General features: G+C 52.8%; 25 protein-coding genes and 1 pseudogene. 4 read left to right on the top strand and 22 right to left on the bottom strand.

Annotation, left to right across the window (positions count from 1 at the left end; all coding sequences use genetic code 11):
• The first annotated feature begins 2 nt into the window (after positions 1-2).
• Positions 3-890, top strand: coding sequence for an alpha/beta fold hydrolase (locus AAC076_RS16425; RefSeq protein WP_339847798.1), 888 nt, complete (start codon positions 3-5; stop codon positions 888-890).
• Positions 891-1,021: 131 nt separating this feature from the next.
• On the opposite strand, the gene AAC076_RS16420 is transcribed toward AAC076_RS16425, so the two are convergent.
• The 15 genes and pseudogenes from AAC076_RS16420 to AAC076_RS16350 form a co-directional block, all read right to left on the bottom strand.
• Positions 1,022-1,690 carry an NAD(P)H-dependent oxidoreductase gene (locus tag AAC076_RS16420; RefSeq protein ID WP_339847797.1) on the bottom strand — a complete coding sequence of 223 codons (669 nt, stop codon included), beginning with the start codon at positions 1,688-1,690 and terminating at the stop codon, positions 1,022-1,024.
• 588 nt (positions 1,691-2,278) lie between these two features.
• The gene (locus AAC076_RS16415) at positions 2,279-2,605 is read right to left on the bottom strand and encodes a hypothetical protein (RefSeq protein WP_339847796.1); all 327 of its coding nucleotides are present in this window, start codon (positions 2,603-2,605) and stop codon (positions 2,279-2,281) included.
• Between the two features lie 19 nt (positions 2,606-2,624).
• Positions 2,625-3,035 (bottom strand): hypothetical protein, encoded by a 411-nt coding sequence (locus AAC076_RS16410; protein ID WP_339847794.1) that lies wholly within the window; start codon positions 3,033-3,035, stop codon positions 2,625-2,627.
• 81 nt (positions 3,036-3,116) lie between these two features.
• Positions 3,117-3,359 (bottom strand): hypothetical protein, encoded by a 243-nt coding sequence (locus AAC076_RS16405; RefSeq protein WP_339847793.1) that lies wholly within the window; start codon positions 3,357-3,359, stop codon positions 3,117-3,119.
• A gap of 146 nt (positions 3,360-3,505) precedes the next feature.
• Positions 3,506-4,045 (bottom strand): hypothetical protein, encoded by a 540-nt coding sequence (locus tag AAC076_RS16400; RefSeq protein ID WP_339847792.1) that lies wholly within the window; start codon positions 4,043-4,045, stop codon positions 3,506-3,508.
• Positions 4,046-4,680: 635 nt separating this feature from the next.
• Positions 4,681-5,553, bottom strand: a pseudogene (locus AAC076_RS16395) (IS3 family transposase); the annotation flags it as partial.
• A 102-nt stretch (positions 5,554-5,655) separates the two neighbouring features.
• The gene (locus AAC076_RS16390) at positions 5,656-5,853 is read right to left on the bottom strand and encodes a transposase (protein ID WP_339847791.1); all 198 of its coding nucleotides are present in this window, start codon (positions 5,851-5,853) and stop codon (positions 5,656-5,658) included.
• 84 nt (positions 5,854-5,937) lie between these two features.
• A complete protein-coding gene (locus AAC076_RS16385) occupies positions 5,938-6,198 on the bottom strand; it encodes a hypothetical protein (protein ID WP_339847789.1) in 261 nt (86 codons plus the stop codon).
• Positions 6,199-6,322: 124 nt separating this feature from the next.
• A complete protein-coding gene (locus AAC076_RS16380) occupies positions 6,323-6,775 on the bottom strand; it encodes a hypothetical protein (RefSeq protein WP_339847788.1) in 453 nt (150 codons plus the stop codon).
• 93 nt (positions 6,776-6,868) lie between these two features.
• Complete coding sequence (locus AAC076_RS16375; protein ID WP_339847785.1) at positions 6,869-7,117, bottom strand: DUF1272 domain-containing protein; 249 nt, start codon at positions 7,115-7,117, stop codon at positions 6,869-6,871.
• A gap of 31 nt (positions 7,118-7,148) precedes the next feature.
• Positions 7,149-7,418 (bottom strand): CopG family transcriptional regulator, encoded by a 270-nt coding sequence (locus AAC076_RS16370; protein WP_339847782.1) that lies wholly within the window; start codon positions 7,416-7,418, stop codon positions 7,149-7,151.
• Complete coding sequence (locus tag AAC076_RS16365) at positions 7,408-7,671, bottom strand: BrnT family toxin (RefSeq protein ID WP_339847779.1); 264 nt, start codon at positions 7,669-7,671, stop codon at positions 7,408-7,410. Before AAC076_RS16365 ends, AAC076_RS16370 begins: the two co-directional genes overlap by 11 nt.
• Before the next feature lie 542 nt (positions 7,672-8,213).
• A complete protein-coding gene (locus AAC076_RS16360) occupies positions 8,214-8,492 on the bottom strand; it encodes a hypothetical protein (protein WP_339847777.1) in 279 nt (92 codons plus the stop codon).
• 85 nt (positions 8,493-8,577) lie between these two features.
• A complete protein-coding gene (locus AAC076_RS16355; protein WP_339847776.1) occupies positions 8,578-8,826 on the bottom strand; it encodes a DUF1272 domain-containing protein in 249 nt (82 codons plus the stop codon).
• A gap of 582 nt (positions 8,827-9,408) precedes the next feature.
• Positions 9,409-9,726 (bottom strand): hypothetical protein, encoded by a 318-nt coding sequence (locus AAC076_RS16350; protein ID WP_339847775.1) that lies wholly within the window; start codon positions 9,724-9,726, stop codon positions 9,409-9,411.
• A gap of 596 nt (positions 9,727-10,322) precedes the next feature.
• Between AAC076_RS16350 and AAC076_RS16345 the strand changes: the two genes are divergently transcribed.
• A complete protein-coding gene (locus tag AAC076_RS16345; protein ID WP_339847772.1) occupies positions 10,323-10,634 on the top strand; it encodes an ice-binding family protein in 312 nt (103 codons plus the stop codon).
• A 79-nt stretch (positions 10,635-10,713) separates the two neighbouring features.
• Here the strand turns inward: AAC076_RS16345 and AAC076_RS16340 are convergent, their stop codons facing one another.
• From AAC076_RS16340 to AAC076_RS16330, 3 genes are all read right to left on the bottom strand, one after another.
• Positions 10,714-11,094, bottom strand: a complete 381-nt coding sequence (locus tag AAC076_RS16340) for a VOC family protein (RefSeq protein ID WP_339847769.1) — start codon at positions 11,092-11,094, stop codon at positions 10,714-10,716.
• 117 nt (positions 11,095-11,211) lie between these two features.
• Positions 11,212-13,317, bottom strand: coding sequence for a TonB-dependent copper receptor (locus AAC076_RS16335; RefSeq protein ID WP_339847767.1), 2,106 nt, complete (start codon positions 13,315-13,317; stop codon positions 11,212-11,214).
• 123 nt (positions 13,318-13,440) lie between these two features.
• Entirely contained in the window at positions 13,441-13,848 is a 408-nt protein-coding gene (locus tag AAC076_RS16330; protein WP_339847766.1) for a DUF2946 family protein, read from the bottom strand.
• Between the two features lie 196 nt (positions 13,849-14,044).
• On the opposite strand from AAC076_RS16330, the gene AAC076_RS16325 reads away from it, so the two are divergent.
• Both AAC076_RS16325 and AAC076_RS16320 read left to right on the top strand, forming a co-directional pair.
• Complete coding sequence (locus AAC076_RS16325; protein WP_339847764.1) at positions 14,045-14,719, top strand: response regulator transcription factor; 675 nt, start codon at positions 14,045-14,047, stop codon at positions 14,717-14,719.
• Entirely contained in the window at positions 14,716-15,993 is a 1,278-nt protein-coding gene (locus tag AAC076_RS16320) for a HAMP domain-containing sensor histidine kinase (RefSeq protein WP_339847761.1), read from the top strand. The genes AAC076_RS16325 and AAC076_RS16320 overlap by 4 nt, the downstream gene beginning before the upstream one ends.
• Before the next feature lie 368 nt (positions 15,994-16,361).
• On the opposite strand, the gene AAC076_RS16315 is transcribed toward AAC076_RS16320, so the two are convergent.
• The 4 genes from AAC076_RS16315 to tssI all read right to left on the bottom strand — a co-directional run.
• Positions 16,362-16,628, bottom strand: coding sequence for a hypothetical protein (locus AAC076_RS16315; RefSeq protein WP_339847759.1), 267 nt, complete (start codon positions 16,626-16,628; stop codon positions 16,362-16,364).
• 129 nt (positions 16,629-16,757) lie between these two features.
• On the bottom strand, positions 16,758-17,402 hold the full coding sequence (locus AAC076_RS16310) for a hypothetical protein (RefSeq protein ID WP_339847799.1): 645 nt from the start codon (positions 17,400-17,402) through the stop codon (positions 16,758-16,760).
• Positions 17,403-17,947: 545 nt separating this feature from the next.
• Positions 17,948-21,040: a hypothetical protein gene (locus tag AAC076_RS16305; protein WP_339847757.1), complete on the bottom strand. Its 3,093-nt coding sequence runs from the start codon at positions 21,038-21,040 to the stop codon at positions 17,948-17,950.
• A 203-nt stretch (positions 21,041-21,243) separates the two neighbouring features.
• Positions 21,244-22,998 (bottom strand): type VI secretion system tip protein TssI/VgrG (gene tssI / locus AAC076_RS16300; RefSeq protein ID WP_339847754.1); only part of this gene is annotated, 1,755 nt, incomplete at its 5' end.

The raw sequence follows: 22,998 nt of genomic DNA, 5'->3' as shown, positions 1-22,998 counted from the left end.
GGGTGGGTCAAAATTGTTGGCCAGAGGTGGGTCAGATTAATTGGCCATTAACAGTGCCTCGTGGAACGATTATTATCGCCCCAGCCGTGGCAGCTACCCAATCTTTCTATGCGGGCTTCGCGGTTTTTTTGTCTTCGCAGGGTTTCGACTGTCTCACATTTGACTATCGAGGGTCGGGCTGCTCCCTCTCAGAATCAGAGGCGTACGACATTCGCCTTGAAGATTGGGGTAAACAGGATATCGAGGCCGTCATTCGGTTCGCAGCAGGGCGCTCTCGAAACGTCTCAGAGAACCATCCTGTTTACTTGATAGGGCACAGCATAGGCGGGCAACTGCTAGGCCTGGCCCGATCTTCACGGACCCTAAGCGGGATCGTTCATGTAGCCGTATCCGCGCCATATTGGCGACGTTGGCCTTATCCGCTTAACGCTAGGATGCTAGCGGTTTCTAGAATCGTGCTGCCTGTGTTTTCTGCATTCAGAGATCGGTTTCCTTCTCGCCGACTTGGATTGGGTGGCATGGATATTCCAGCATCTGCTGTCAGACAATGGGCAAGATGGATGCGGTGTCGCGACTACCTGTTTGACCCTCGCTTTGGCCTCGACCTGAGTGGTTACAAAGCACTTGAGCAGCCGCTGCTTTCAATAGGTTTCAGCGACGATGTCATGGCCCCATTTACCAACATCGAACATATATTGACTAAATTTCCTAATGCGCGAGTTACCCGCCGCCATGTGGATGTTTCAACTCTTCAACCTCGTGCCGTTGGACACGCAGGGTTCTTCAAGCCTCGTTTCGAGGAGTCTCTTTGGCGGGAAACGTTCGAATGGCTGACGGCCACGGACGCCAATATTCAAGGCGCGCTCAAGATGACAGGAGCGGGTAGCTAAATGGGTTTGACAGGTCCAGCTTGTAGGGAAGCACTGCGTCACATGTAAAATGCCGCTCGCCCTGGCTGTTTATCGTGACAAAGTGATGCTACGTAATTGGCGTAAGACGAACATTCATGCTCAAAGAAATGCTAGTCACACGAAGGGGCGTTGCGCTCGGATGGATCTGTCTTGAAATCCTTTATCAGCTTGTGTGGGTCAACCTGCGTTCGATATTCCTTCGCCGCTTGAGCCCACCAAATCAATTGGTTGAATGTTCGGCCAAAATAATCGAACCAAGTGTCTTGACTCTCCGGGGTCTGCACCGAGCCATCTGCCGCAAATATTTCTTGCGCCTTGGGCACGTGAATCATTGCAGAAACTGGCAGGCAACCCAGCTCTGAAAGAAACGTACGCATGCCAACCGCTGCACGCATCCCGCCCCATTGGCCTGCTGAATAAGTAATGATCGCGCTCGGCTTATAGGAAAATAAAGAGCTGCCAAAGTGGTTCAACAGGTTAGCAAGCGCTGGACTCATCGAATGGTTATATTCTGGACTAACCATAACAAATCCATCCGCACTTTCTATTTTTTCGGCCAATTGGTTCAGATTCGAAGGGGCCTTGCCCCGCGGGTAGGAGAAGTGCGGTTTGAAAACAGATTCTGGAGGATAATCAAGAACATCAACCAACTCAATTTCATGATCGGCATATCGACTTTTCAGGCATTCGAGAGTCGCTTCCGCGACGCGAACACCGAGCCGTGCCGGCTTCGGAGGAGTACTGTCTCGCACCGTGCCCAAGAAAACCAAGAATTTCATTTGGAGCTCCATCAGATAGGGATACTGCACGACGCCGCCAACACGTGCAGCCTTGTAGTGGAGGCGCAACTACAGTGAATATGTTTTGGTACCAACAAACCTTGACCTCACCTCATCGGATGGCACCATACAGGCATCCGTCCTGCCAAACAGCTTATAGCGATTGCGAGCAAATAACTTATAAGCGGCGTCTCTGATCGGCCTCGGCATAATCTTGAATACGTTAAACAGGAACCATAGCCCCGTCAGGTTCTTTGCTATCTCCAGGGCCGCATCGGAAAACACGTAACACCGATCATTTTTTATGAGCAAAAAGGTGTCGACCCCAACGTTTGGAACGTTAAACCTCACCATTAGCTCATGCGCGAGCTCGCTTTGCATCGGTGTGAATGCAAAAACTCCCTCTGGATCTCTCTTGATGATGAAATTCACCGCTCCATTGCAGAAGTTGCAAACACCATCGAAAACCACGATATACCGGTTATCCATATTCCCCTAAAAAACAAAACAACTGCGTGAGCGCTGGCCCAATGGGCCGTCCGGAGGAGGCCCATCGGACTGGAACAGACTTAATGCATTGGTTAGGTCTCAAATATGCACGAGCAACGCTGGGGCGTAAGCAGACCAATAAAGTGCAACCGTGCCCGCAAAGCTCACGGACAGTGCAGCCAATGGCAACCACTTGGATGCCCGGAACTGCGCTGCAAAGGCTAAACCTAGACACAAAATAGGCATCACTACCCACCAATGAATCGTTCGGAAGACGAACTCCGAGTAGGCCGTTTGCTCCACACCAAAGCTATACCAAAGTTGCGTAAATGACTTCGCAGTCTCTGCTTCGAGAAACGCATAGATGAAGAAGGACTGCGCAAAAACGAAGAGCAAAATGAAAAACCAGAAAAACAGCTTCTTCATGTAGTGACCTAACCCCATATTAATAGTCTGTATTAATGCCTTGTTGTGTGCGTGCTCTATCAAGTGATAGATATTTCTCATCGCATTCTGAAAAAAGTGTAAATGGATTCATGCTATTACCATAGTTTTGAATAAGTAAAGTGTCCCCTTCCATTAAAGCGCTCACTTCTATCTTTGAATCTCCGAACGAGTCTGCGGCATATAGGCCTGAAAATATAATTTGTTGACCACTTTTGAAAAAGATACCCGTGGCAGAACGAGCGTCGGTTGTAACTTTGTACACGGATTGACTGTCGTCTTGCGACAAGCCAATAATTAGGTTGCAAGATGTAGGTGCTGAACCTTTATAGTAAATATAATTGGGTTCTTGCGACGTAGCACAGCCACCACCCAGGAAAAAACAGCTAAATAAATAAAGTGACTTTTTCAAGTGAGCTCCTGGACGTGACGCCAAGTTAATTGGTACGCAGTATTTTGCGAGTTCAGCTGCAGTCGAACAGTGAGAAATTCGTTAAGCGTTACTCGTGGCGATGTTAACATACAATCCATAAGCGCCAAAGGCTAGAGCAATCCAAAATAAAGTACCTGTTAAAACCACAGCGATACCATCGGGATTCGGATCCGCTTTGGAGAATGATTTTACAATTAAATAGCCAGAGCCTTTAATTAAAATATCAAATATAACTTCAATGAATATCTGACTGACGAAGCGACCCAGAAGCTTAAATATACCCTCAAAGACATCCTCTATCATTGATTTCCTTGTAGTGCTTAACGCCAGCAACAACGGCGGGCTGGTTGGCACTTGGTTTGTGCGATAATGGCGAAGCCATGTACAAACTGAGGGGCGACTAGACCGTCCAAAGAGCGCAGCGACTGAGTTGATTGCTTTTGTTATAGCTAATCACTCAACCCCAGGAAGTGCAGTATTATCGCTTTATTCTTGTTCCCACTGAGCCATTTTTTTACTTCAATCGCTCTTTCTGAGTCTTGTTCACCTACAATTTTTTTTAGCCGATTAACTCTATCTATCTCTGTTTTCTCAGATCGAGCTTTTCTTTGCCATTGCTCTGTGAAAACTCGCGGGAGATTACTTCCCAGCTCTAATGATTTAAGTAGTTGCCACTCACCACCATCAAGCCATGCTTCGTCGCAGTTGCCACACAAATCCAGCCTTGTACTCAACGAGCATGACACCAAGTACTTAGTCATCAATCTACTGCATTTAGGGCAGCTAATAGCTGTTTTGGTATCAGAGTCAGTAAGTACCTTGTCGGGCTCCGTTTGAGCATCAAAAGCAAGATCTATGCGTTCTGCCCAATCTCGATAGTAGAGCAGTGGCAACAATGCCCCTTCGCATTTTTGACAACCCATTACAGGTAGACCGTCTTCAAGTTTGGTTGGCTTTAGATATTCAATTGTGCATTTTGGACAGTGCATTGATTCTCCTATTAGCTATAACGCGAAGCTAACGGGCGGACAAAAGCGCAGCTTTTGGACGTCCAGCGAGCATAGCGAGTGATCGTTAAGTGTATTGTTATGCGGTTCATCGTATATAACCACCTCGAGGACAGCGCATACCCAAGTTATTGCAAATATCGCGCTGATCACTAAAGGATGTAACTGGCGACTGAGTTTTTATAAACTTAAAACTCCCGCAAGCAGAAACTTTACAAGGGATTATCGATGAATGCTGTGGTACCAGTCTCACTCTGCGCTGCTCTCGATTATATGAAAACAACTTAATGTCAATATTCTCCGAATTAGGGATAACGAAAACGCCAAAATCGTATAAATAACTACCGCTGACATAATTTTCGCTAAGAGCTTTCTGGTACGCCCCATCAACACCGATGCGCAACTCGTTATTTGTATCTTCTGCAATCAAATTAATCTGATATGTATTTTGTGCCAGGCAACTACTGGACCAGACAGACAAGCTGAAGAGAAAAGAAATCAGGAGGCCATTTTCATTCATTCGGAAAACCGCATAACGCTCGGCACACGTGCCGATTTGTAGCCGCGGAGCGGCGGAGAAGCGGGTGGACTTCCCCCAATAAAATGGACACGCCCCATTACTTAATCGCTTCAAATTCCAACGGAGACCTGTAGCCAAGGCCGCTGTGCAGCCGTTCGGTATTATAGAAGCCTTCAATATAGTCCCTTATATGGCTGCGTAACTGTCGCAACGTCACAAAGCTGGTGGCGTGGAGCGGTTCGCCTTTCAATGTCTTGAAGAAGGACTCCACCTCTGCATTGTCGGTGCAGCATCCTGGTCGATTCATGCTATGCCTTACACGATATTGGCTCAGAAGCGTCTGCGTTTTCCCTGCGCGGTACTCGATCCCTCGATCGGTATGGAACAAGAGGTCTTCTGTGGGCTGCCGCGTAATGAAGGCATGCCTCAGGGTGGCTCTCGCCAGGTTTGCGTTCAGGTTCTCCTCCAGCCTCCAACTGATGACTTTGCGCGAATACAGATCGAGGACTACGGCCAGATACACGTATTTATGCCCGAGCTTTATATAGGTGACGTCGCTGCTCCATTGCTGGTTCTTGGCAGCAGGTTTGCCTGCACTGAGCCGGTAGTTTGGCAAGGCTTTAAGGTAATCCCGGCGCTTGGCCATGCGGAGATAAACGCGCACCACTCGAGCTCTCATGCTCCAGTCACGCATGATTCGGGCAACCCTGTTCTCACCGACCCTTAAGCCCTCGCGACGTAGCATCTGGTAGACCCTGGGACTGCCATATCGACCATTACTGTCGTTGAACACGCGGCGTATTTTCAGTAGCAACGCCGCATTCTCAGCCCGCCTCTCACTTGGCTCTCGGCTCGCCCAAGCGTAATACCCAGACCTTGAGATATTCAGGTGTTGGCACAGTGCTTTTACTCCGTGTTCTTGCCGGTGCTTCCAGACGAACCGGAACGCTTCCGTCGTTCCTCGGCCTGAAAACGTTGAAACTTTTTTAGGATGTCATTCTCCTCCTGGAGCTCTGATATCTGGCGCTTCAAGCGCTTGATTTCATCCTGTTCCTGAATCTTCTGCTTGGCTTCAGCCGGTGCCTTCTTGACCCTTTTCATGGCGAATTTGCCCTCGCGGTGCTCTTTTCGCCAGCATGAAGGGATGAATATCCAGTGCTTCTGCGACGCCTTTCACGCTGCGATGAGCCTGATGGCTCCATTCGACAGCTTTGACCTTGAACTCAACGCTGTACTGCTGCGTTTTCTTTCCTGTAATCATTTCCGGCATCGTCTCTACCCTCAGTGGGCGTTATCGATGCGTGTCCACTGAAGTGGGGGAAGTCCACGGTCCCATGCAGTGATTTGTTAGGTTCTAATGCATTAGCCATAGCGACCATTTTGGGTGATCATTAAAGAGCTTTTTCGCGGCCTGTTCGATGAGATCAGTATTGCCGGTCTCGATGTATTGGCGCATTAGATGGCCAATTTCATGCTCTTTCAAATGTTCAGGTAAAGCCTGATAGTGCCGCTCACCCCCGGGGAAGCCCAAGCCCGCGAGGCCAGCTTTAAGCTCGGCAAAATCCATTCTCGATAACCCCAGGTCAGCCGCCGCATATTCAAATATATCTTGCATTCCACAGCCTTTCTCCGGACCTCTATCAGACATTGTGAAACCTAACGCTTGCAGCATGCGCGCCCATGGAATGTAGCCAAAGGCGCAATGTAGTGGGCGTCGCCGTGCCTGCACTGGTTATGTTTTACGACCAAACTAAGCCAACTTCATTGTTTTCTGTCGAGCAACAATACAAGAGTTGAGGACCATGGGTACTCTGTTTTTCGATCAAGGCCCTCGTCTCCTCAATCGCAAGCACCATATCAATGTAAAAATCTGGCAACTTGGGCAGTCGGGCAACTTTTACTTCCGAGACATTGACCAGAGCGAAGTCTCCAAGTGAAAAACTACGCCCGCCATTTGCATTCCATGCGCCTGGAGATGGTAACTCGCCACTCATAATTGAGCGCATGAAGTATTTTTTTGAAAACTCGTTGCTTGAAATGACGGATCGTTTAGAAGATTCAATGGTATCGATGCATACAGTAGCGAAGTGAGATTCGTGATCGTGGTATAGCGCAAAAGTATAGATATCAACACTCTTGGCTTTAGCTTTACTTAGCCCATCGTGGATGATTTTCTTGAACTTCTCTTTCATTTGTTGACCTTTCAAGCAGAAACATAACGTGTGAACTCATGGGCCGGCTTGTAGCCGCGAAGCGGCGGAGAGCCGGTCCCATGCAGTGATTGGTTATGAATTGGCAACACAGCCTCCAATCTTATGGACACGCTTTATTGAAGCCGGATATTTGGCCAGGAGCTGCGCAGGGCGGATGGGCCGAGGCACAAAATTCCCTCCACAGTTTGGGTACTGGTGGTTCAGGACCTGGGCTGCGCAAGAAACGCAAAAGGTGCATTCGAAGGTACAGATTACTGCCTCGGTCGATTCCGGCGGTAGATCTCTATCACAGCACTCACAGTTCGGCCTTAGCTCAAGCATCGCGCTCTCCGTGCTGATTCATAACGCTCCGCTAATGTGCGCCGCCTGCGGCGTCACCATTGAGCAGCTTGTTAGCAGATTCTACTTGAAGACGCTCTACCAGCCACACCTTGATGATCGATTGGCGGGTAACGCCAATACGCGCAGCCTCGCGATCCAACGACTCGACAACCCAAGCCGGAAAATCGACGTTGATTCGCTTTTGTACCTGATTAACGCGGCGAGCAGAGGACAGGTCCAGGTCATCAACAATGTCTTCCTGATCTGCTTCAAATTTTTTATCGAAGTCTTTAGCTTTCATAGAGCTCAACCTCCTTCTTGCGGGAACGCCTGACTGAAATTAGGCGAGAACGACCTTCCCTGTAGGTGACGACAGCCGACCAGTGCTTTTCACCAATCTTGCCGATCAGCAAAAACCTTGGCTCACCCTCTGATTTTGCGCGAATCTCCAGCAGGTAAGGATCTTTCCACAGCCCTTGAGCCGCAACGAAATCAATACCGTGCTTATCCAGATTGGCTTGGCTTTTGGCTTCGTCGAATTCAAACTCATCCATGAGTAGAAATTATACCTTTATTGATCGTTCTGCAAGAGGCAGGGGGGGCTAGCTGAACTGCTAACGCCCGCAGCACGGGCAAAATTGGAGCGCAGCGGAAAATTTGTCCCAGTGCCTGCGATTGTTAGGCGTAGTTAAACGCCCCCCTACCTTTGAATAAGCTTCCACTCATTCGGTCTCTTTTTGATGTTTGATAACTGTGTGGCAGTCAGCCCATATACGGTCTGAATGTGTGCTTCATCCACTTCTTGCTCTTCGGTAGCAGAGTTCCCGCGATAATCTTGCGGCTCTGAACACAGCTCCACGAAGACGTTAGAAAGCGGCTCATAGACTATGAGAGCAGACCAGCCTAGCCGCCGTTGGCTATACCCGGAAACGATGTCAAAGACTGAATCGAGATCTATCGTCGCGCTTCCGCCTAAAATAGTTTGGTACTTGCACGGCATCATGTTTTTTATTGCCTAACGTCCGGCACACGTGCCGGTTTGTAGCCGCGAAGCGGCGGAGAAGCGGTCACCGTGCTGCCGCTGGTTAGGCGCTGCTTACGCATGATTGAAAAGCCAGTAAAAAGGGGCAATAAATAAAGCTGTTTGCCCAAACATTTGCAAGGATGTATCAATCTTTCCTTTTGTTGGAGTGCTGCGTAGCCAAACAAAATTCACCATGAAAACTACAGGCATTATGGTGATTAGCGCCCAGCGAGCTTCAGATAAGCTAGCGGTGCTGATGTCCTGGGTAAAAGTGGACTGACTAATAAAGATACCAGATAGGACACTTACGAAGGCAAATACCAAGGTCGTGTAAAGCAGGAGATTTCGCATGATCAATTGCTGTGCCTAACGTGTGAACTCATGGGCCGGTTTGTAGCCGCGAAGCGGCGGAGAGCCGGTCCCATGCAGTGATTGGTTATGAATTGGCAACACAGCCACCAGGCTTGAGGATCCGTGACGTTGAAGCCGGGTATCTGGCCAAGAGCTGCGCGGGACGGATGGGCCGAGACACAAAGTTTCCTCCACAGTTTGGGCACTGGTGGTTCAAAACCTGGGCTGCGCAAGAAATGCAAAAGGTGCATTCGAAGGTACAGATTACTGCCTCGGTCGATTCCGGCGGCAAGTCCTTATCGCAGCACTCGCAATTGGGTCTCAGCTCAAGCATCGCGCTCTCCGTGCTGATTCATAACGCTTGCAGCATGCGCGCCCACGGAATGGAGCCGAAGGCGCAATGTAGTGGGCGTCGCCGTGCCTGCACTGGTTATACGACAGTTTAGAATTTATGTTAATGCTAATATTCAGAAACATGGACACGGATAATCCTAGAATTTGAACTGAATCTAGCAATGCTTATTAGGCCATATTTATCGTGCATAACAATAGATTCCCATACTCCAACTGAATCCGTGCTTTCCGGTTGAGGCTTCCACGCGTCCTTTGCTACCAACAACAAACGTTGGTGATCTTTATCTGATATTTGTAACTTGTAGTTGGCATTATATAAACCAAATCGGTCTAACGGAAAGCTAGTATGTGATTCTGATAAAACCTTGTAACTCTCGTTAATGGAATACCCTAGGCTTTGGCTTAAAAAATCGTCTATCTCATGGTGCTTGCTACAGCCACATAAGAAAATTAACAAAATAATAATTAGGCTTTTACTCATATTTTCTTCGTATAACGTAGAGCTTTGCGGCAATTTTGTAGCCGCGAAGCGGTGGAGAAATTGTCCGGCAACAGCGACTGGTTAGGCTTTATTGCGCTCATGGCGGGTGAGCTCCTCAAGGACCGCAATTAAAAGGCGGTTAGCGGAGTTTCCTCTCCAGCCGCGCACCGCCAACCCAATACCAACACCGCCCAAAATGGCCAGTAAATAAAACATAGGGTGGTTTCCGAACCGAGCCCCGAGCTCACTCGAAAGAGAGGACAAGAACAGAAGCCCACCAAAGGCCAGTAACAGCGAAATAACGCCCATCCCGAGGTTCAGATAACGCCATCGATAGAATGACTCCTCGGTTTTCTTAAGGTTCTCAAGGTGGCGCTGTTCTTGCTCTGTCAGATTCATATAACGCCTAACAGTGATTAGACCGCATTCTGCGGTAATGGTTAATGAATGCTTCTGTATAACGCCGTGAACCTGCGACGGGGTTTGGGCAACTTTTGTATAAAAATCATGTTCTTGCGGGGCGTGCGGTTAGAATCTGAGTATTCGCTTGAACTCGGTATTTTGTGAATTCATTACTACTGTATAAATAGCCAGTTACTGCACGCCATGCATGAAACCCGGCCCAAAGCTCGTTGCACATGCAAGGGTTTGCGCGAATCTGTGGAGGTTTTCAGGTTCATGCTGAGCACAGAGAATTTTGCGTTACCTGATTATCTCCGATCTTACATGCGACCACTGCTTTTTTGCCCGCCTGATGACATCTTTACCAAAAACACGCTGTTAAAGGCAGGCACGCTACCGCCCCACCTGTGCGCTTAATCTTTGCGCAGGGTGTAGCCGTTTTATGAGTTGAGTGCAGAGGAGATGCCTGGCGTCCATGCCTGGAGGGGAGGGGGCTGACTGTCATCCTTGCTCTGATTTGATAGTGCCGGAGTTGTCGATTGTTGCCAAGTGTTGGTTCGGGGCGCCGTGCAGAACCCAGGACGATATCTTAGGTGAGAGCTTTACTCCTGGTTTGTACAAGTGGGGTAACAGCGTCAGCCGACCTTACCTTCGATGGCGCAGCCAACGATGTCTGGGTTATGCAGATATCACAGGATTTGTTGCTGGAAACGGGTGGGGAGGTGCAATTGACTGGCGGCGCCAAGACGGAGAATATCTTCCGGCAGGTGTCCGGTCAGACGACTCTACTCACCCATTCCACGCTGAAAGGTATTGTGCTTAACAAGGCTCAGATCGTTATGGAAACAGGTGCATCTTCAACGGTCGCGTACTTGCCCAGACCCTGGTCACACTCGATGCGGTAACCGCTAGCCAGCCCTGAAACGGGTCGCGGTAATGAAAAGGACCCCTTGGGGTCCTTTTTTTTTGCTTGCTGGTCCGGCTTTAAACCATGCGCTGCAACGCGCAGAGTTTGTTGCCTGATGGATCGCGCAGGTAAGCGAGATACATCTTCATGCCGCCGCCTTCACGTACACCAGGCGGATCCTCACAGGTGGTGCCGCCGTTGGCAACGCCCGCGGCGTGCCAGGCATCAGCCTGTTCGGCACTTTCCATCGCGAAGCCAATGGTGCTGCCGTTGCCATGGGAGGCAGGTTCGCCGTTAATCGGGGGGGAGAGTGCGAAAGTGCCGGTCTTGGTGAAATAAAAGCAGCGACCTTTTTCGTCGATTACGCCGGGTTTGCAGCCCACAACACCGAGGATGGCGTCGTAGAAAGCCTTGGATTCCTGAATGTCGTTGGCGCCGAGCATGACGTGACTGAACATGATATTTCCTTTGAGTTACAGATATTGTTGTGCTTTTTAGCGTGACTAGAGTTCAGTGAAACGCCGCCGCGGTCAACTTGAAATCGTAACGACCGGAGACGGCGTTCACATATTTCATCAGAAATCCAATTCTACCTTGGCCCATAAGGTTCGCCCGGGCTCGTTGATTGCGACTGGATCTGCGGGGAAGCCGAATGCTGAATTACCGGCCAGGTTGAGGTGCTCTGCGTAAGCTTTGTCGAACATATTATCGACCCCGACGCTCAGTTTGGCCGTTTCGTTCAATCGGTAGGCTCCGTTGATCGAGAAGATGCCGAAACCGCTGCTACGCGATACATCCTGTCCGACCACGTTTCCCTTTCCTTCGTCGATTCGGTTCTGCTGGGCTACCACTCGCCACAGGGCTCCAGCGCTCCAGTTGGCCTGTTGGTAGTTCAGGCCCAGGCGGGTTTCCAATGGTGGCATCTGCGGCAGAGGCTGGCCGGAGCTGCTGTTCTTTCCCCAGGCGTAGGCGAGTGTCGCGTCGCCAGTCCAGTTGGCATTGAGCTCGTAGGCCAGCCCGACTTCGCCACCCATGATTCGCGCATCCACGTTATCTGCCTGGCTGGTACGCATACCCATCATATTGGTGCCGTAGCTGAACAGAATGTAATCGCGTACCTGGCCTGCGTACGCCGATACCCAGGTTTGCAGTCTGTCACCGTTGTATTGGGCGCCAATATCGAGTTGTGTGGTTTTTTCCGGTCGGATACCGTCGAAGGCGTTGGCTGCTCCAGCAGGTCCGCTGCCTGCGGAGAAGAGTTCCCAGTAATCGGGGAAGCGTTGTACATGCCCGATGCCCGCATAGAAGGTGGTGGGTGTGTCAGCCATGTCCTGCTCGTAACGCGCGAATCCGCTGGGCAGGGTGTCGCTGCGAGTCTGACCGGCGGTGGGGTTGGGCGTGCCCATGTTCATGCCCATTCCCTTGATCCGGTCGCGGTAGTCCTGGGTGGAGGCGCGGTCCAGACGCACTCCAGAGACCACGCGAGTCAGGTCGCTCTGATGCCAGGTCAACTCACCAAACAACCCGTAGTTGCGCATGACCGCATCCTTGTCCCAGGCGAACTGGTCGGCGTCGGTAAAGGTACCACTCATCATGTTGTAGCTTGAGGCTCGCTTGCGGTGTTCACTACGCAGAATGTCGACGCCTGAAACCAATTCCAGGTCAGTCCAGTTCAGAGTGGCTGCCATGCGCGCGCCCACAGTGCGGCGGTCGACCTGGGAGGCCATCGGCACGGGCATCATGCTGGTGGGGTCCGGCTGGCGTAGGCAGAAGTTGTCCATGATGTGATCGGCGTAGTTGTAATAGATCCGAGCCTCGATTTTGTCGATGGCACCAAGCCCGGTTTTCTCGAAACGCAGGCCGAGACTTTCCCGTGCGAACTGCGTGCCGTCCATGCCTCTGCCTGCGTAGCGCGCTTTGCCGTCGCCCCGGCCCGCGGTGAGCTCCAGCAGGGTGCCTGTGTCAGGCGTCCAGCCAATCGCAAGATCGGTATTCCACTTGCTATACCGTGACGGGACTGTGTCGCCGTTGCCATCACTGTAATCGTCGGAGCGCGCCTCGTTCCCAGCGAATCGGATATAGCCGTCCCCGTTACCAGCGGCCCCGTCTACCAATGTATCGAAACGTCCATGGGAACCGCCCAGAATACTCGCGTGCAATCGGCTATCAGGTGCGTCGAATTGTTCGGGTTGCCGTTCGAAACGCACTGTACCCGCTGACGCGCCCGGCCCCCAGAGGACCGTTTGCGGACCTTTGATTACCGTCAGCAGATCATAGGTTTCTGGCGATATATACGAACTTGGTGCATCCATGCGATTAGGGCATGCGCCCAGCATCTGACCATCGTTAACCAACAGGTTCAGCCGCGAACCGAACATGCCCCGTAAAACCGGATCCCCATTGGTGCCCCCGCTGCGAATCGCGGAGAACCCGGGAATGGTTTTCAGATAGTCAGAGGCGTCGCTGGCAGGCACCGGCTGTCTGGCATCCTTTGGGTCAGCGATGATAATCAGGGGCGAGCTTTGTTGTACTGCGGTGACTACTAGAGGCGGCAGTAGAAGTGGTTCTTCCGTTTCTTCGATTGGTGCGGCATGAGCGGCGGTTGCGCCGCTAAACACGATGGCGAAGGCAATCTGACGGCGAAGACTGTTTTTTTCAGAAAGAGCAAATGGCTTTGGCATTGTTGTAATCCACAATTATTACCCGCACACACGTGGGCGGGCGAGAGACAGAAAGAGTCGTTTGCTGTGTGGACGCAACGGGTCAGCCCAGCCAGTTCTGGCTGCAGGAAAAAGGGCTTGAGACTAGCTGAACATGGCCGTCGCGCGAGCGGCGACGGGTGGTGCACGGGGATTGAGCGCGGGCCAGGTAAATCGTGGCGCTGGCCTGTCATTGTTTGGGAGCGGGCCTAAGAGGTTGCGATAAGCCGGCGGCAAATCCACTGACCACTCGATGGAGGTCAGGGCGCTGCCATGTCCCAGGGTGCATAGCGGGCAGGTTAGCTGCATATCGCTGGATGAGTGCTGCGTCAGCTCCTCGCCCAGCATGAAGCCGGGTATCTGGTCACCTGAGCCGCAAAACACCAGGTCGGGGCCGTGCGGTGCTTGCCCGCCCATCTGCCCCAGATGGAAGCCGTATGTGAGCACGCTGAAAAGCGTGCAGACATAGAGCACCATGGCGACCGAGAAACGTTGATGGCGGGCGATTTTCATAGGCGGATATTAGCAGCCTGTCAGAGGCTGCACCATATGCATGAAAGTCGCAGGTCCAGGATGGGATGCCAGGATTTAACCAAGCGTTAACCCGCCGGTATCGACACTCCCGGGCTTGATCTTCACCCTTACTGACGCGATGCTGGCCCGCTAGTACGCTGGCACCGCCGATGCACCCTGACGAGACCGTAATAACATGCTGGACATTCTGCTGGTGGAAGACGATCGGGATCTGGCTGCGACCGTGATCCAATATCTGGAACTCGAGGGTATCCGCTGTGACCATGCCGATAATGGCGTCATGGCTTTGCAGCTAAGTCAGGATCATGCATACGACGCGATGCTATTGGATCTTAACCTGCCGCGATTGGATGGGATCAGCGTCTGCGAGCGGCTGCGCGCCGATGGCAATGATGTCCCGATCCTGATGCTGACGGCCCGTGACCAGTTAAATGACAAACTGGCTGGCTTTCAGGCGGGCACAGACGATTTTCTGGTCAAACCTTTTGAGCTCCAGGAGCTCGTAGTGCGCGTCGTGGCTTTGACACGTCGGCGAAGCGGTCAGGCAAAGATTCTGCAATGTGCTGATTTGCGTATTGACCTGACAGCCCACGAAGCGACCCGGGGCGGCACAGCCCTGAAAATATCGCCGACGGGTTGGAAGTTGCTGGAGCATTTGCTCCGCGCCTCGCCAGCAGCCGTGCCGCGGCAAAAGCTTGAGCAAGCCATATGGGGCGAAGATGTGCCCGACAGCAATTCTCTCAAGGTGCACATGCATCACCTCAGGCGTTCCATTGATGGTGATTTTGAACAGCATCTGCTGCACACCGTAGCCGGCTTTGGATTTGCCATACGGGAGTCCTCTCCATGATGCGGCTACTAGGTTTGAAATGGATAGCGCTGCTGACCATTCTTACTCTTGGTATTGGTCTGGTAACTGGCTACACGCTTCTTTCTGCCCATTCCTATATGAGTGGTATGGATAATATTGTGGCGGGCCAACTGGGTCGTGCTGGCATGCAAACCGTGGCATTCGAGCTGGGTATCCCGGCGCCGCGTGAGGAATACATTGTTACCCGTACCTGGGAACAGCAACCGGCGTTCATTCGCGATGCCTTTGATCGGCCGCCGGAGCAGTCCGGTGCGCTTTACAAGGTATATGCCAATGAAGGTGAACCAACGGCCAGACTCTATTTCGCTGTGAGGCAGGAAACGCCAGCAGGTGACCGCTTTGTCACTCAGCAATTGGCGCCCCTGCCCAATGGGGCAGGGCAGGTGATCTCGCCGGCGCAGAATAGGTTGATCAACCTGATACTGATCGGTTTGGGTACCTCGCTGATGATCGGTCTGGCTGTGGGGTTGTTGTGGCGACGGGTCTCGCAACCCATTACCGCCCTGGGTAACTGGGCTGCGGGCTTGAGCACAAGCAACCTGAATGAACCAGTACCGGATTTCGTTTATCCCGAGCTTAATCACTTTGCCGAACTTGTTCGCACCAGCCTCACATCGGCCCATCAGGGGCTTGAGCGCGAGCAGTTATTTCTGAGCCATACAAGCCATGAGTTGCGCACGCCAATCAGTGTAGTGCGTGCCAACCTCGAACTGTTGCGCAAGATTCAGACTTCATCTCAAACAGATCCTGATCCGCGTGAAACGGAGATTATCAACCGCATTGATCGCGCCAGCCTGACCATGAAGGATGTAACCGAAACCCTGCTCTGGCTGGGCCGTGACGACAGCTCGACGCATCCCTCTGTGATGCTGCGGCTGGACGACATCATCGGAGAGCTAGTTGATGGACTGCGCTACCTGTTACAAGGCCACCCTGTTGATCTGGAGCTGAATCTGGAGCCAGTTGAACTCTATTTGCCCGAGGCGCCAACCCGCATCGTGTTAGGCAACCTGATTCGTAACGCGTTTCAGCACACCCGAAGCGGCACGGTGACCATCACCCAGCGGGCAGGGCATGTCGAGATCGTGAACAGCTTGAGCCAGGGCGAGGAGGCCTCCAGCGAGACCGGTTTCGGGCTGGGTCTGAAGCTCACCGAGCGATTCACCGAGAAGCTGGGGTGGGGTTACGCCAATGAACCTGGAACGGCAGGACGAAAAGTTGAAATTGTCTTGAATACGTTAACCCCCCGTTAACGCGCGCTTTGGCATTGTCTATCTCAAGGGGGTAAAACCCCACCATCAGGAGATCGACCATGCACATCCAGACTCTTACAACATTGTCCATCCGCTGCATCGGGGGTGCCCTATGAATACCAACGCCGAGCATCCCTCAAAAATGCGTATCCGTTGCCGCTGGCTGCGTCGTGGCGCTGTCTGCAAACGCTATGATGCCTCAGACAAGGCGAAAAACCGTCCCACGACTTCTGTTGACTAATTGAGCCACGTCGGCTGTTACCCGGCAGGTTTTGTTTCACTCCATAGCATGTTCAGGACGGTTGAATGTTATCGAAGATATACCCTTTGGGTGTTGCGTAAATGCCGTCGGTTTCCTGCTGACGGTTTTACGCCTTGATGCCGAGACTGGGTTCAATTCTTTCCAGTAATATGAATGGCGCCTGTTGTACCCTGTAGGCCGCCAGATTTTTTAGATCTACAACCCGCCAGCGCCGCGTCGGACAACCACTACCTTCGCCATGCACATCATTCACCGGATCCAGGTGACGACTCTGTTCGAAAATGGGTAAACCAGGCAGCCGCTGATCCACGTTCATATAGCGCTGCAACCTCTCCCAGAAAACCATCAGACCCTCTATCAAAGCCCATGCCATGGAGCTGTATAGCCAGGCAGACGTGGGTGTCTGTGTGTGACCAATGACTCGGCCCCATTGTGACTACGAAAACTCATCCTTGTGAAGGCGATGATCCATTGGCGGTTTCAGGTCTCGTGCAAGTCATGCTCACGGCCGATGGACATTATCGAAATCATTGGCCTTGGGGGTGGCATGGATGCCCCTTGCTTCCTGCTGACGGTAATAGGTCTCAATGCTCAGATTTGGGTCGATCCTGGCTCGGAGGATGCAAGGATGTTGTTGCCAGGGGTAGGCTTCCAGCCTCTTTCTGAGCTCTCGCGCTTCCTTGCGTCGCCAGGTTTTCACATCCGTATCACGCCAGCGGCGGGGTGGCCTGTCATGAGCTCGGTCGAATGCCGCTGTTACCGGATCCAGATGCCTGCTCTGCTCCAGAATGGGTAAGTCAGGCAGCGGTTCGTCTACATCCATATAGCGCTGCAGAGTATCCCAGAAAGCCAGAACATTCGGTTTATCCAGTCCCAGGCTATGCAGCTTGGTGGCCAGGCAAACAGATGTATCCGTATAGCGGTGCCGCAACCAGAGCACGTAATCGTGACCACCGTGCGGGGTGACCTGAAGCTGGATATAAGGATCGAACTCATAGAAAGGCGCTACGAAAGGCTTGCGGAAGCGCCGCGCGATCGTCAGCGTGCCATCCCGGCGGTTAAAGCCGCTGCCGTCGTGGGTGTAGAAGCGGGCATATAGCCAGAGGAGGGCGTCAGCACCGAATAGCGCGATACCGAACAGGATCATGCCGAGCCAGAAGGCTGTTTGATCTGCCCAGTAGCCCCAGAGGGCGTTTTGGTTCCAGGCGATGGCGGCGGCGGTTACGACCGCGCCTAAAATCATGATTAAGTAGGCGTACCGCTTTTTTGACGAAGTAGCCAAATATAGGTTTATGAACGCAAGAGAGAGTCCGAGTACGGGAACATACAAGTAATCACCAAGCATGACACCTGCCAGTCCACCCCATACGAATAAAGGGAGAAAAAAGCACGAAACCTTCAAGATAAACAGGAAATACGGCGCACGATTTACGTTCTCGAAGTTCCATCTTTGAGCATCGCAAAAAATCTGCTGTTTCCCTTTTTCCTGTTGCTGCCGCTCCGAAATGATATGCAGTTCGGCTTCAAGTTGATGATCTATTTCCACAGCGGAATCGAGGCCGGCATAGTGTCCCCAAGCCAGAAGACGATCCATTAAGCCAGTATGTGCTTCCTCCTTGGCTGGCGCCAACGTGGGGACGCGGCTTGCACCAAAAGTACCAGGTCCATAAGTTGAGATTTCCTCCTGCTTTGTCATACCTTGAATTCCGTGGTCTCTATCAGCCAGTAGGGTGCTTCATCGGGCTTCGCATTTTGCGCGGGTGTGCGGAGAAAAGCAGTGGTGTAAGGCTGCCAGCGTTTTGGACTGGGTTGAGGCAGGACCAGTAGTTTTCCTGTGTTCTCTTCGTAATTAATCTGGAACTGCGCCATGACCTTAAGGCTCTGAGTAACCTTGTTGTAATGGCGTTGCAGCGGTGTCAGCGTTCTTACAGGAAATTTTCGGGGTAACACATACAGCACCGTTGAGTCGTCCAGCGGCAGCGCTGCCAACTTGGCCTCACTAATGACGCGCTGCTCGACTCGCGCTACATTGAACGCGCCGGTAAGTGGCAAGGAACTCATTTGCTCTACAGCATTCAAGCGAAACTCTCCACCGGGGCCAAACATTGATAGCAGCGGTGAGTGCAACGTCACCGCCCAGTCGTCCTCATCAAATGGCAGGGCATTGCTCGGTTGGCAGATATTTGGAAGCATCGATCTCTGGTCGCCTATTTGCTTGACCTGGATCTGTTGATGATCTGGGGCACTGCGACTCCAGTCCGAAAAACGCTCCACCCGGACTACTGGTTTGCCGAGAATGCCGAGCAATTGAGTATAAGCATTCTGTGGATTGGCGAGGTGGGCGAATCGCTGATCGTCGCCGACCAGACTATCAATTACTCCAGCTTCGCCGTGCTGCTTGCCGAAAGGACCGTTTTTGAGCAGCGCTTCTATATCACTATCAACTAACCATCCGGCAACTATACTGCCGCCGATACACAGTATCGCACCTGCGGCCAATACGATTGGGTTGATCGACATGCCAAGCGCATAGGCACCCCATGTAGCGCCACCGGTGGCTGCGACGCCATAGGCGACAGCGGCATTCCGGTCGCCTTGATGCCAGGCTCGTTTGGCGTCCCACGTCGAGAGCGTGGCCGAAATTAAGATAGTTAAGCCAGATGCGATGCGAAGGATGGGGATTTTAGAGCTGCCTGTTTGTGCGATCAGGTTGGTCCGCCATTTAGGCAATAACCCGGGCACCTCAACTCGAGGTTTGTTCAAGAATTGTACGAGTCCGTGTCCCGACCCAAAGATATATTTGGTGAGGTTGCCAATCGCAATGGCTAGATCCGCTCCCGCAGAGAGCCTTCCAAAGGTGTACCGCAACTCACCTTCGAATCCCTCACTCAATAATTCCCTCATATCTTCAGTTTGCGCGCGTAAGTTATACAAAGCACACGCCACTGCAACCAAAGGCATTGCAGGTGTTCGGACCACTGTCTCTACGTGATCGCTTATGGTGCTTTTCCAGACGCTAAACTTCCGTACCTCGGGGTGATTTTCTGGAGCAACAATGAGAGTAGTGCTGCCCTGGTTGGGCAGCATATTGCCCCCAAGCTGACGAGGACTGCTAGACCCTATGATGCGGTTTTCGTGATCAAGAATGTTGCCGTAAAGGTAATGCTTTCGCGTTAAGGTACGTCGCTCCGCAGGTGTCAGGCCATTGCGTAGATTACCTGTGTTAACACCCAGAATTCGCAGGTTCTGCGTTTGAGCCTCACCAGCAGTCATCAATTGAAGTCCGTGCCACTTCGGTGAAAGGCGATTGACGATGCCAAGGGAGGGTGCGAACAAGCGGTGGAAGTCGACCTGTATAACAACCTCACTAGCCTGCAGGCGGTTTAGGTGGGTCAGGACGGTCACGGAAAAATAGTCCATCACGTCCCCGATCAGGGAGTGCAAGCTTTTGAATACCAGCCCCCGGTCAGTGTCCTCCGGATCGATGTCTACCATCTGCAACAGGCTGCTCAAGCCCATGTTTTTCGGGTCAGGCTGGCGGGCATTTTCGGCCAGTGCCTGGATGCGGACGACTGCATCTGGCAGTTCGCCGTCTGTGCCTGCCAGCATATCCCGAGTCAGATCATGCGTTCCGCTCAGCAGAGCCTCACTGATCTGACCAAGACTTCTCTGAAGATCGCTACGCATTGTACCGAGACACAAAGCATCGGACTGAGCCGGGTTCTTGCCGAGAGCATCCAAAGCTTCTGCCAGCCAGACATATGGCTCCAACAGTCGCTCATCGTTACTGATTAGCCAGTCCTTTGCCACCAGGTTGAGAGGGCCATCAAACAGACCTATCAACCTTTCGAGCATAGCTTCCATGTAATTGCGAGCGAGAAGCCGCTGGTTTTCAAATACAGCATCTTCTATCTGCTCGGTATCAAGGTAGCTTTTGAATTTCGCCAGTGGGCTGTTGCGCTCGTGCAGAACTGTGCTGTGAAGTATCTGGGCATAACGCCCGTTCGGGCTATGAGGGATCAGGGCATTGAGGGCCAGCAGGTGTTGTTCTGCGAGCCGGATCTGGGCGATCGCATGACGCATCGTGAAGAGGGGATCGTCAAGCATTAGCCCGACCAACTGCGGGTATCCGCGCAGAGCCTTATCTGCAAGCACATCGGAAGCCGCAGTAAAACTCGTAAGCGGTTGAGCAGGACCCGCAGCTTCGTGGATGGCAAGCTGCTCGAGGGTCTGCTGTAACTTGACTGCCCAAGCGCTAGCGGGAATCGTTGACAGCGCGGGCTTGAAGAGAGCGGGATCGTCCATCAGGCTCTCGATGCTGAAATCCCGTGGACGTAGCCCTTCCGATTCCTTGTCGATCACCGTAATCGGCATGCTCTGGCTTGCACTCCACTGGTCACCTCCGATCACCGCAGCGGACCACGCTGGACCTAGCATCTGGCAGCGATCAGTTACCCGACTTCTGTTTTCTTCGAGCCAGCTTATGTATTCCCACGTCCAAGGCAGCTCGCTGTAGGCCATCTCATAATCATTGCCGACAAACCGGCCTTGGAGCAGCATGGGTACAAGAACAAGTGATTGCTGCTTGCCCACAGCAGGGCGGTTATCGGCAGCGTTTGTCTGAGTTGACTGCCGTCGCCAGTGCGTGACGTCCACATCGGAGAGGTGTCCCTTGCCATCGCAGGCCAACTCTCGCCACAGTGTTCCCTGACGGAAAATGTAGATCCGTCCGGCGCGGGGTAGTGCGCCTTTGGGTTGTTCGTCGTATCGCTCGTGTCCTGGCAAGCGTGCCAAGGGCATGACCGCCAGAAAGGTATTCTGCTGAATCTCTGCCTCTTCCGTGTGGCTGCGCATATCGCTTTCTACAACAATCTGCAGGGTGCCACCGTCCAGGCGATCTATGTTCAGTGCCAACCGGGCTCGCTGTCTGGTTTCGTATTCGGTGCGCTTGCGAGTTCCTTGCTTAATCGGTTCATCCACTAACCCGCTCATGCGTCATCCTCTGGCTCGAGTAGCTGTATCTGGTTGCCCAGTCCCGGATCTCCCCACACGTCGACGATCAACTGCTTTGGCCCCGGCTCCCCTTGATCTGGCAAGGCAGATGAGTTCACGTTGGCTCTGCCGGTTGCTTCACCAGAGGGTGCGGTATCAGCGGGTTGAGGTGCTACAGGCAACAATGGGGTAGACCCAGACCCCGACCCTGGACTCCCCCCGGAGCTGATCTTCACATTAGGACCAACAAGCGTGACGCCGCTCGGGTCTAGTTTGACGAAGCTGCCGCCGACCTTGAAGGTGATCTCGCTACCAGCATCCAGTACCACTTTCATGCAACTGGAAAGGTGGATCTCCTGACCTGCTTCGATGAACTGTCCGGTACCCAGTTTGACGTGCTGACTGGTGCCCACCGTCAGGTGGTCATTCGCCTTGATTTCGGTCTTTCGGTCGCTGTGGGTGCTGTGGTGCTCCTCGGCCATGAATTCGGTGTAGCTATTGGCTTCCACACGGTTATGGCGTTCGTTGCCGACGCGGATTTTCTGGTCGTGCTCGATGTTTTCGTCCCAGTCGCGCTGGGCGTGGATGTAGATCTGTTCCTGATCCTTCTTGTCTTCGATGCGCAGCTCGTTATAACCACCGCCGCCGGGTGAACTGAGGGTCTTGAAGACGCTGCGGGTCTTGTGGGCGGGCAGTTCGTAGGGGGCCGGATGGGTCTTGTGATACAGGCAACCGGTGACCAGGGGTTGGTCGGGATCGCCTTCGAGGAAGGTGATGATTACTTCCATGCCGATCCGGGGAATAGCGATGCCGCCGTACTGATTGCCTGCCCAGCCTGAAGCTACGCGCAGCCAACAACTGGTGCGCTCATTGCCTTGGCCTTCGCGGTCCCAGTGAAATTGCACCTTGATTCTTCCATATTGGTCACAATGGATTTCCTCTCCCTTTGGACCAGTGACGACGGCAGTCTGGGTGGCGAGCACCTTGGGTTTGGGGTGCACGAACTGCGGGCGGTAATGGACGTCCCATGGCGCGGCGGTGAACTGGTTGCGGTAACCCTGGGTAAAGCCATCCGTGTCTTTCACGTCGCTGGTGACGGACTCTTCTAACACTTGGGGCTGTTTGCCTTCGTGCTGGATGCCGACTACCAGCCACAGGTCATTCCATTCGGCACGTGGGTGCTCAGATAACGTAAGAAAATGCCCGGTCACCAGCGTAGGCACATCGCTTTTGCCTTCAGCTAGGCGATAGTCCGCGCGGTGGCGTTCCAGGGTGCGCCTGGCTAGTTGCTTGCCCCGGGCATGCTCGGTGAAGCGGCCGGGGTAGTCGTAGTCTTCCAGGTCGGGCAGCGGAGTGGGTGTCTGTTCGCCTTCGGCTGGCTGCTCGGCTTTGTGCGCAGCTTCCATCAACAGATGCGGCTTCTCGAAATCGTAGTCCCGGCGCGTGACACGACTGGGACGAGTTTCGATGCGCATGGCGAAGCGCTTGATCACTGGCTCGTCGGCGACCAGGCCGCTGTCCTGGATGTAAGCCGTGGGCCTGGCTAGCTTGGGGAAACCGGTCTGGTCGTCGCCGAACACCAGTAGATGGTTGTCGGTGCTGTGTTCGAAGTGGTAGTGAATTCCCTCTTCTTCACACAGGCGCTGGATGAAGTGCAGATCCGTTTCATTGTACTGGGTGCAATAGATCCGCTGCGGATACTCGCTGTTGAGTTGAAAGCGAAAAGCATCGGATTGGATGCCGTGGTCGTT

Origin of the sequence: uncultured Halopseudomonas sp. (genome assembly GCF_963977355.1) — a bacterium.
Classification (GTDB): Bacteria; Pseudomonadota; Gammaproteobacteria; order Pseudomonadales; family Pseudomonadaceae; genus Halopseudomonas.
Note: the sequence above shows the minus strand (reverse complement) of the source record. Positions and strands in the feature narration are given on the sequence as shown.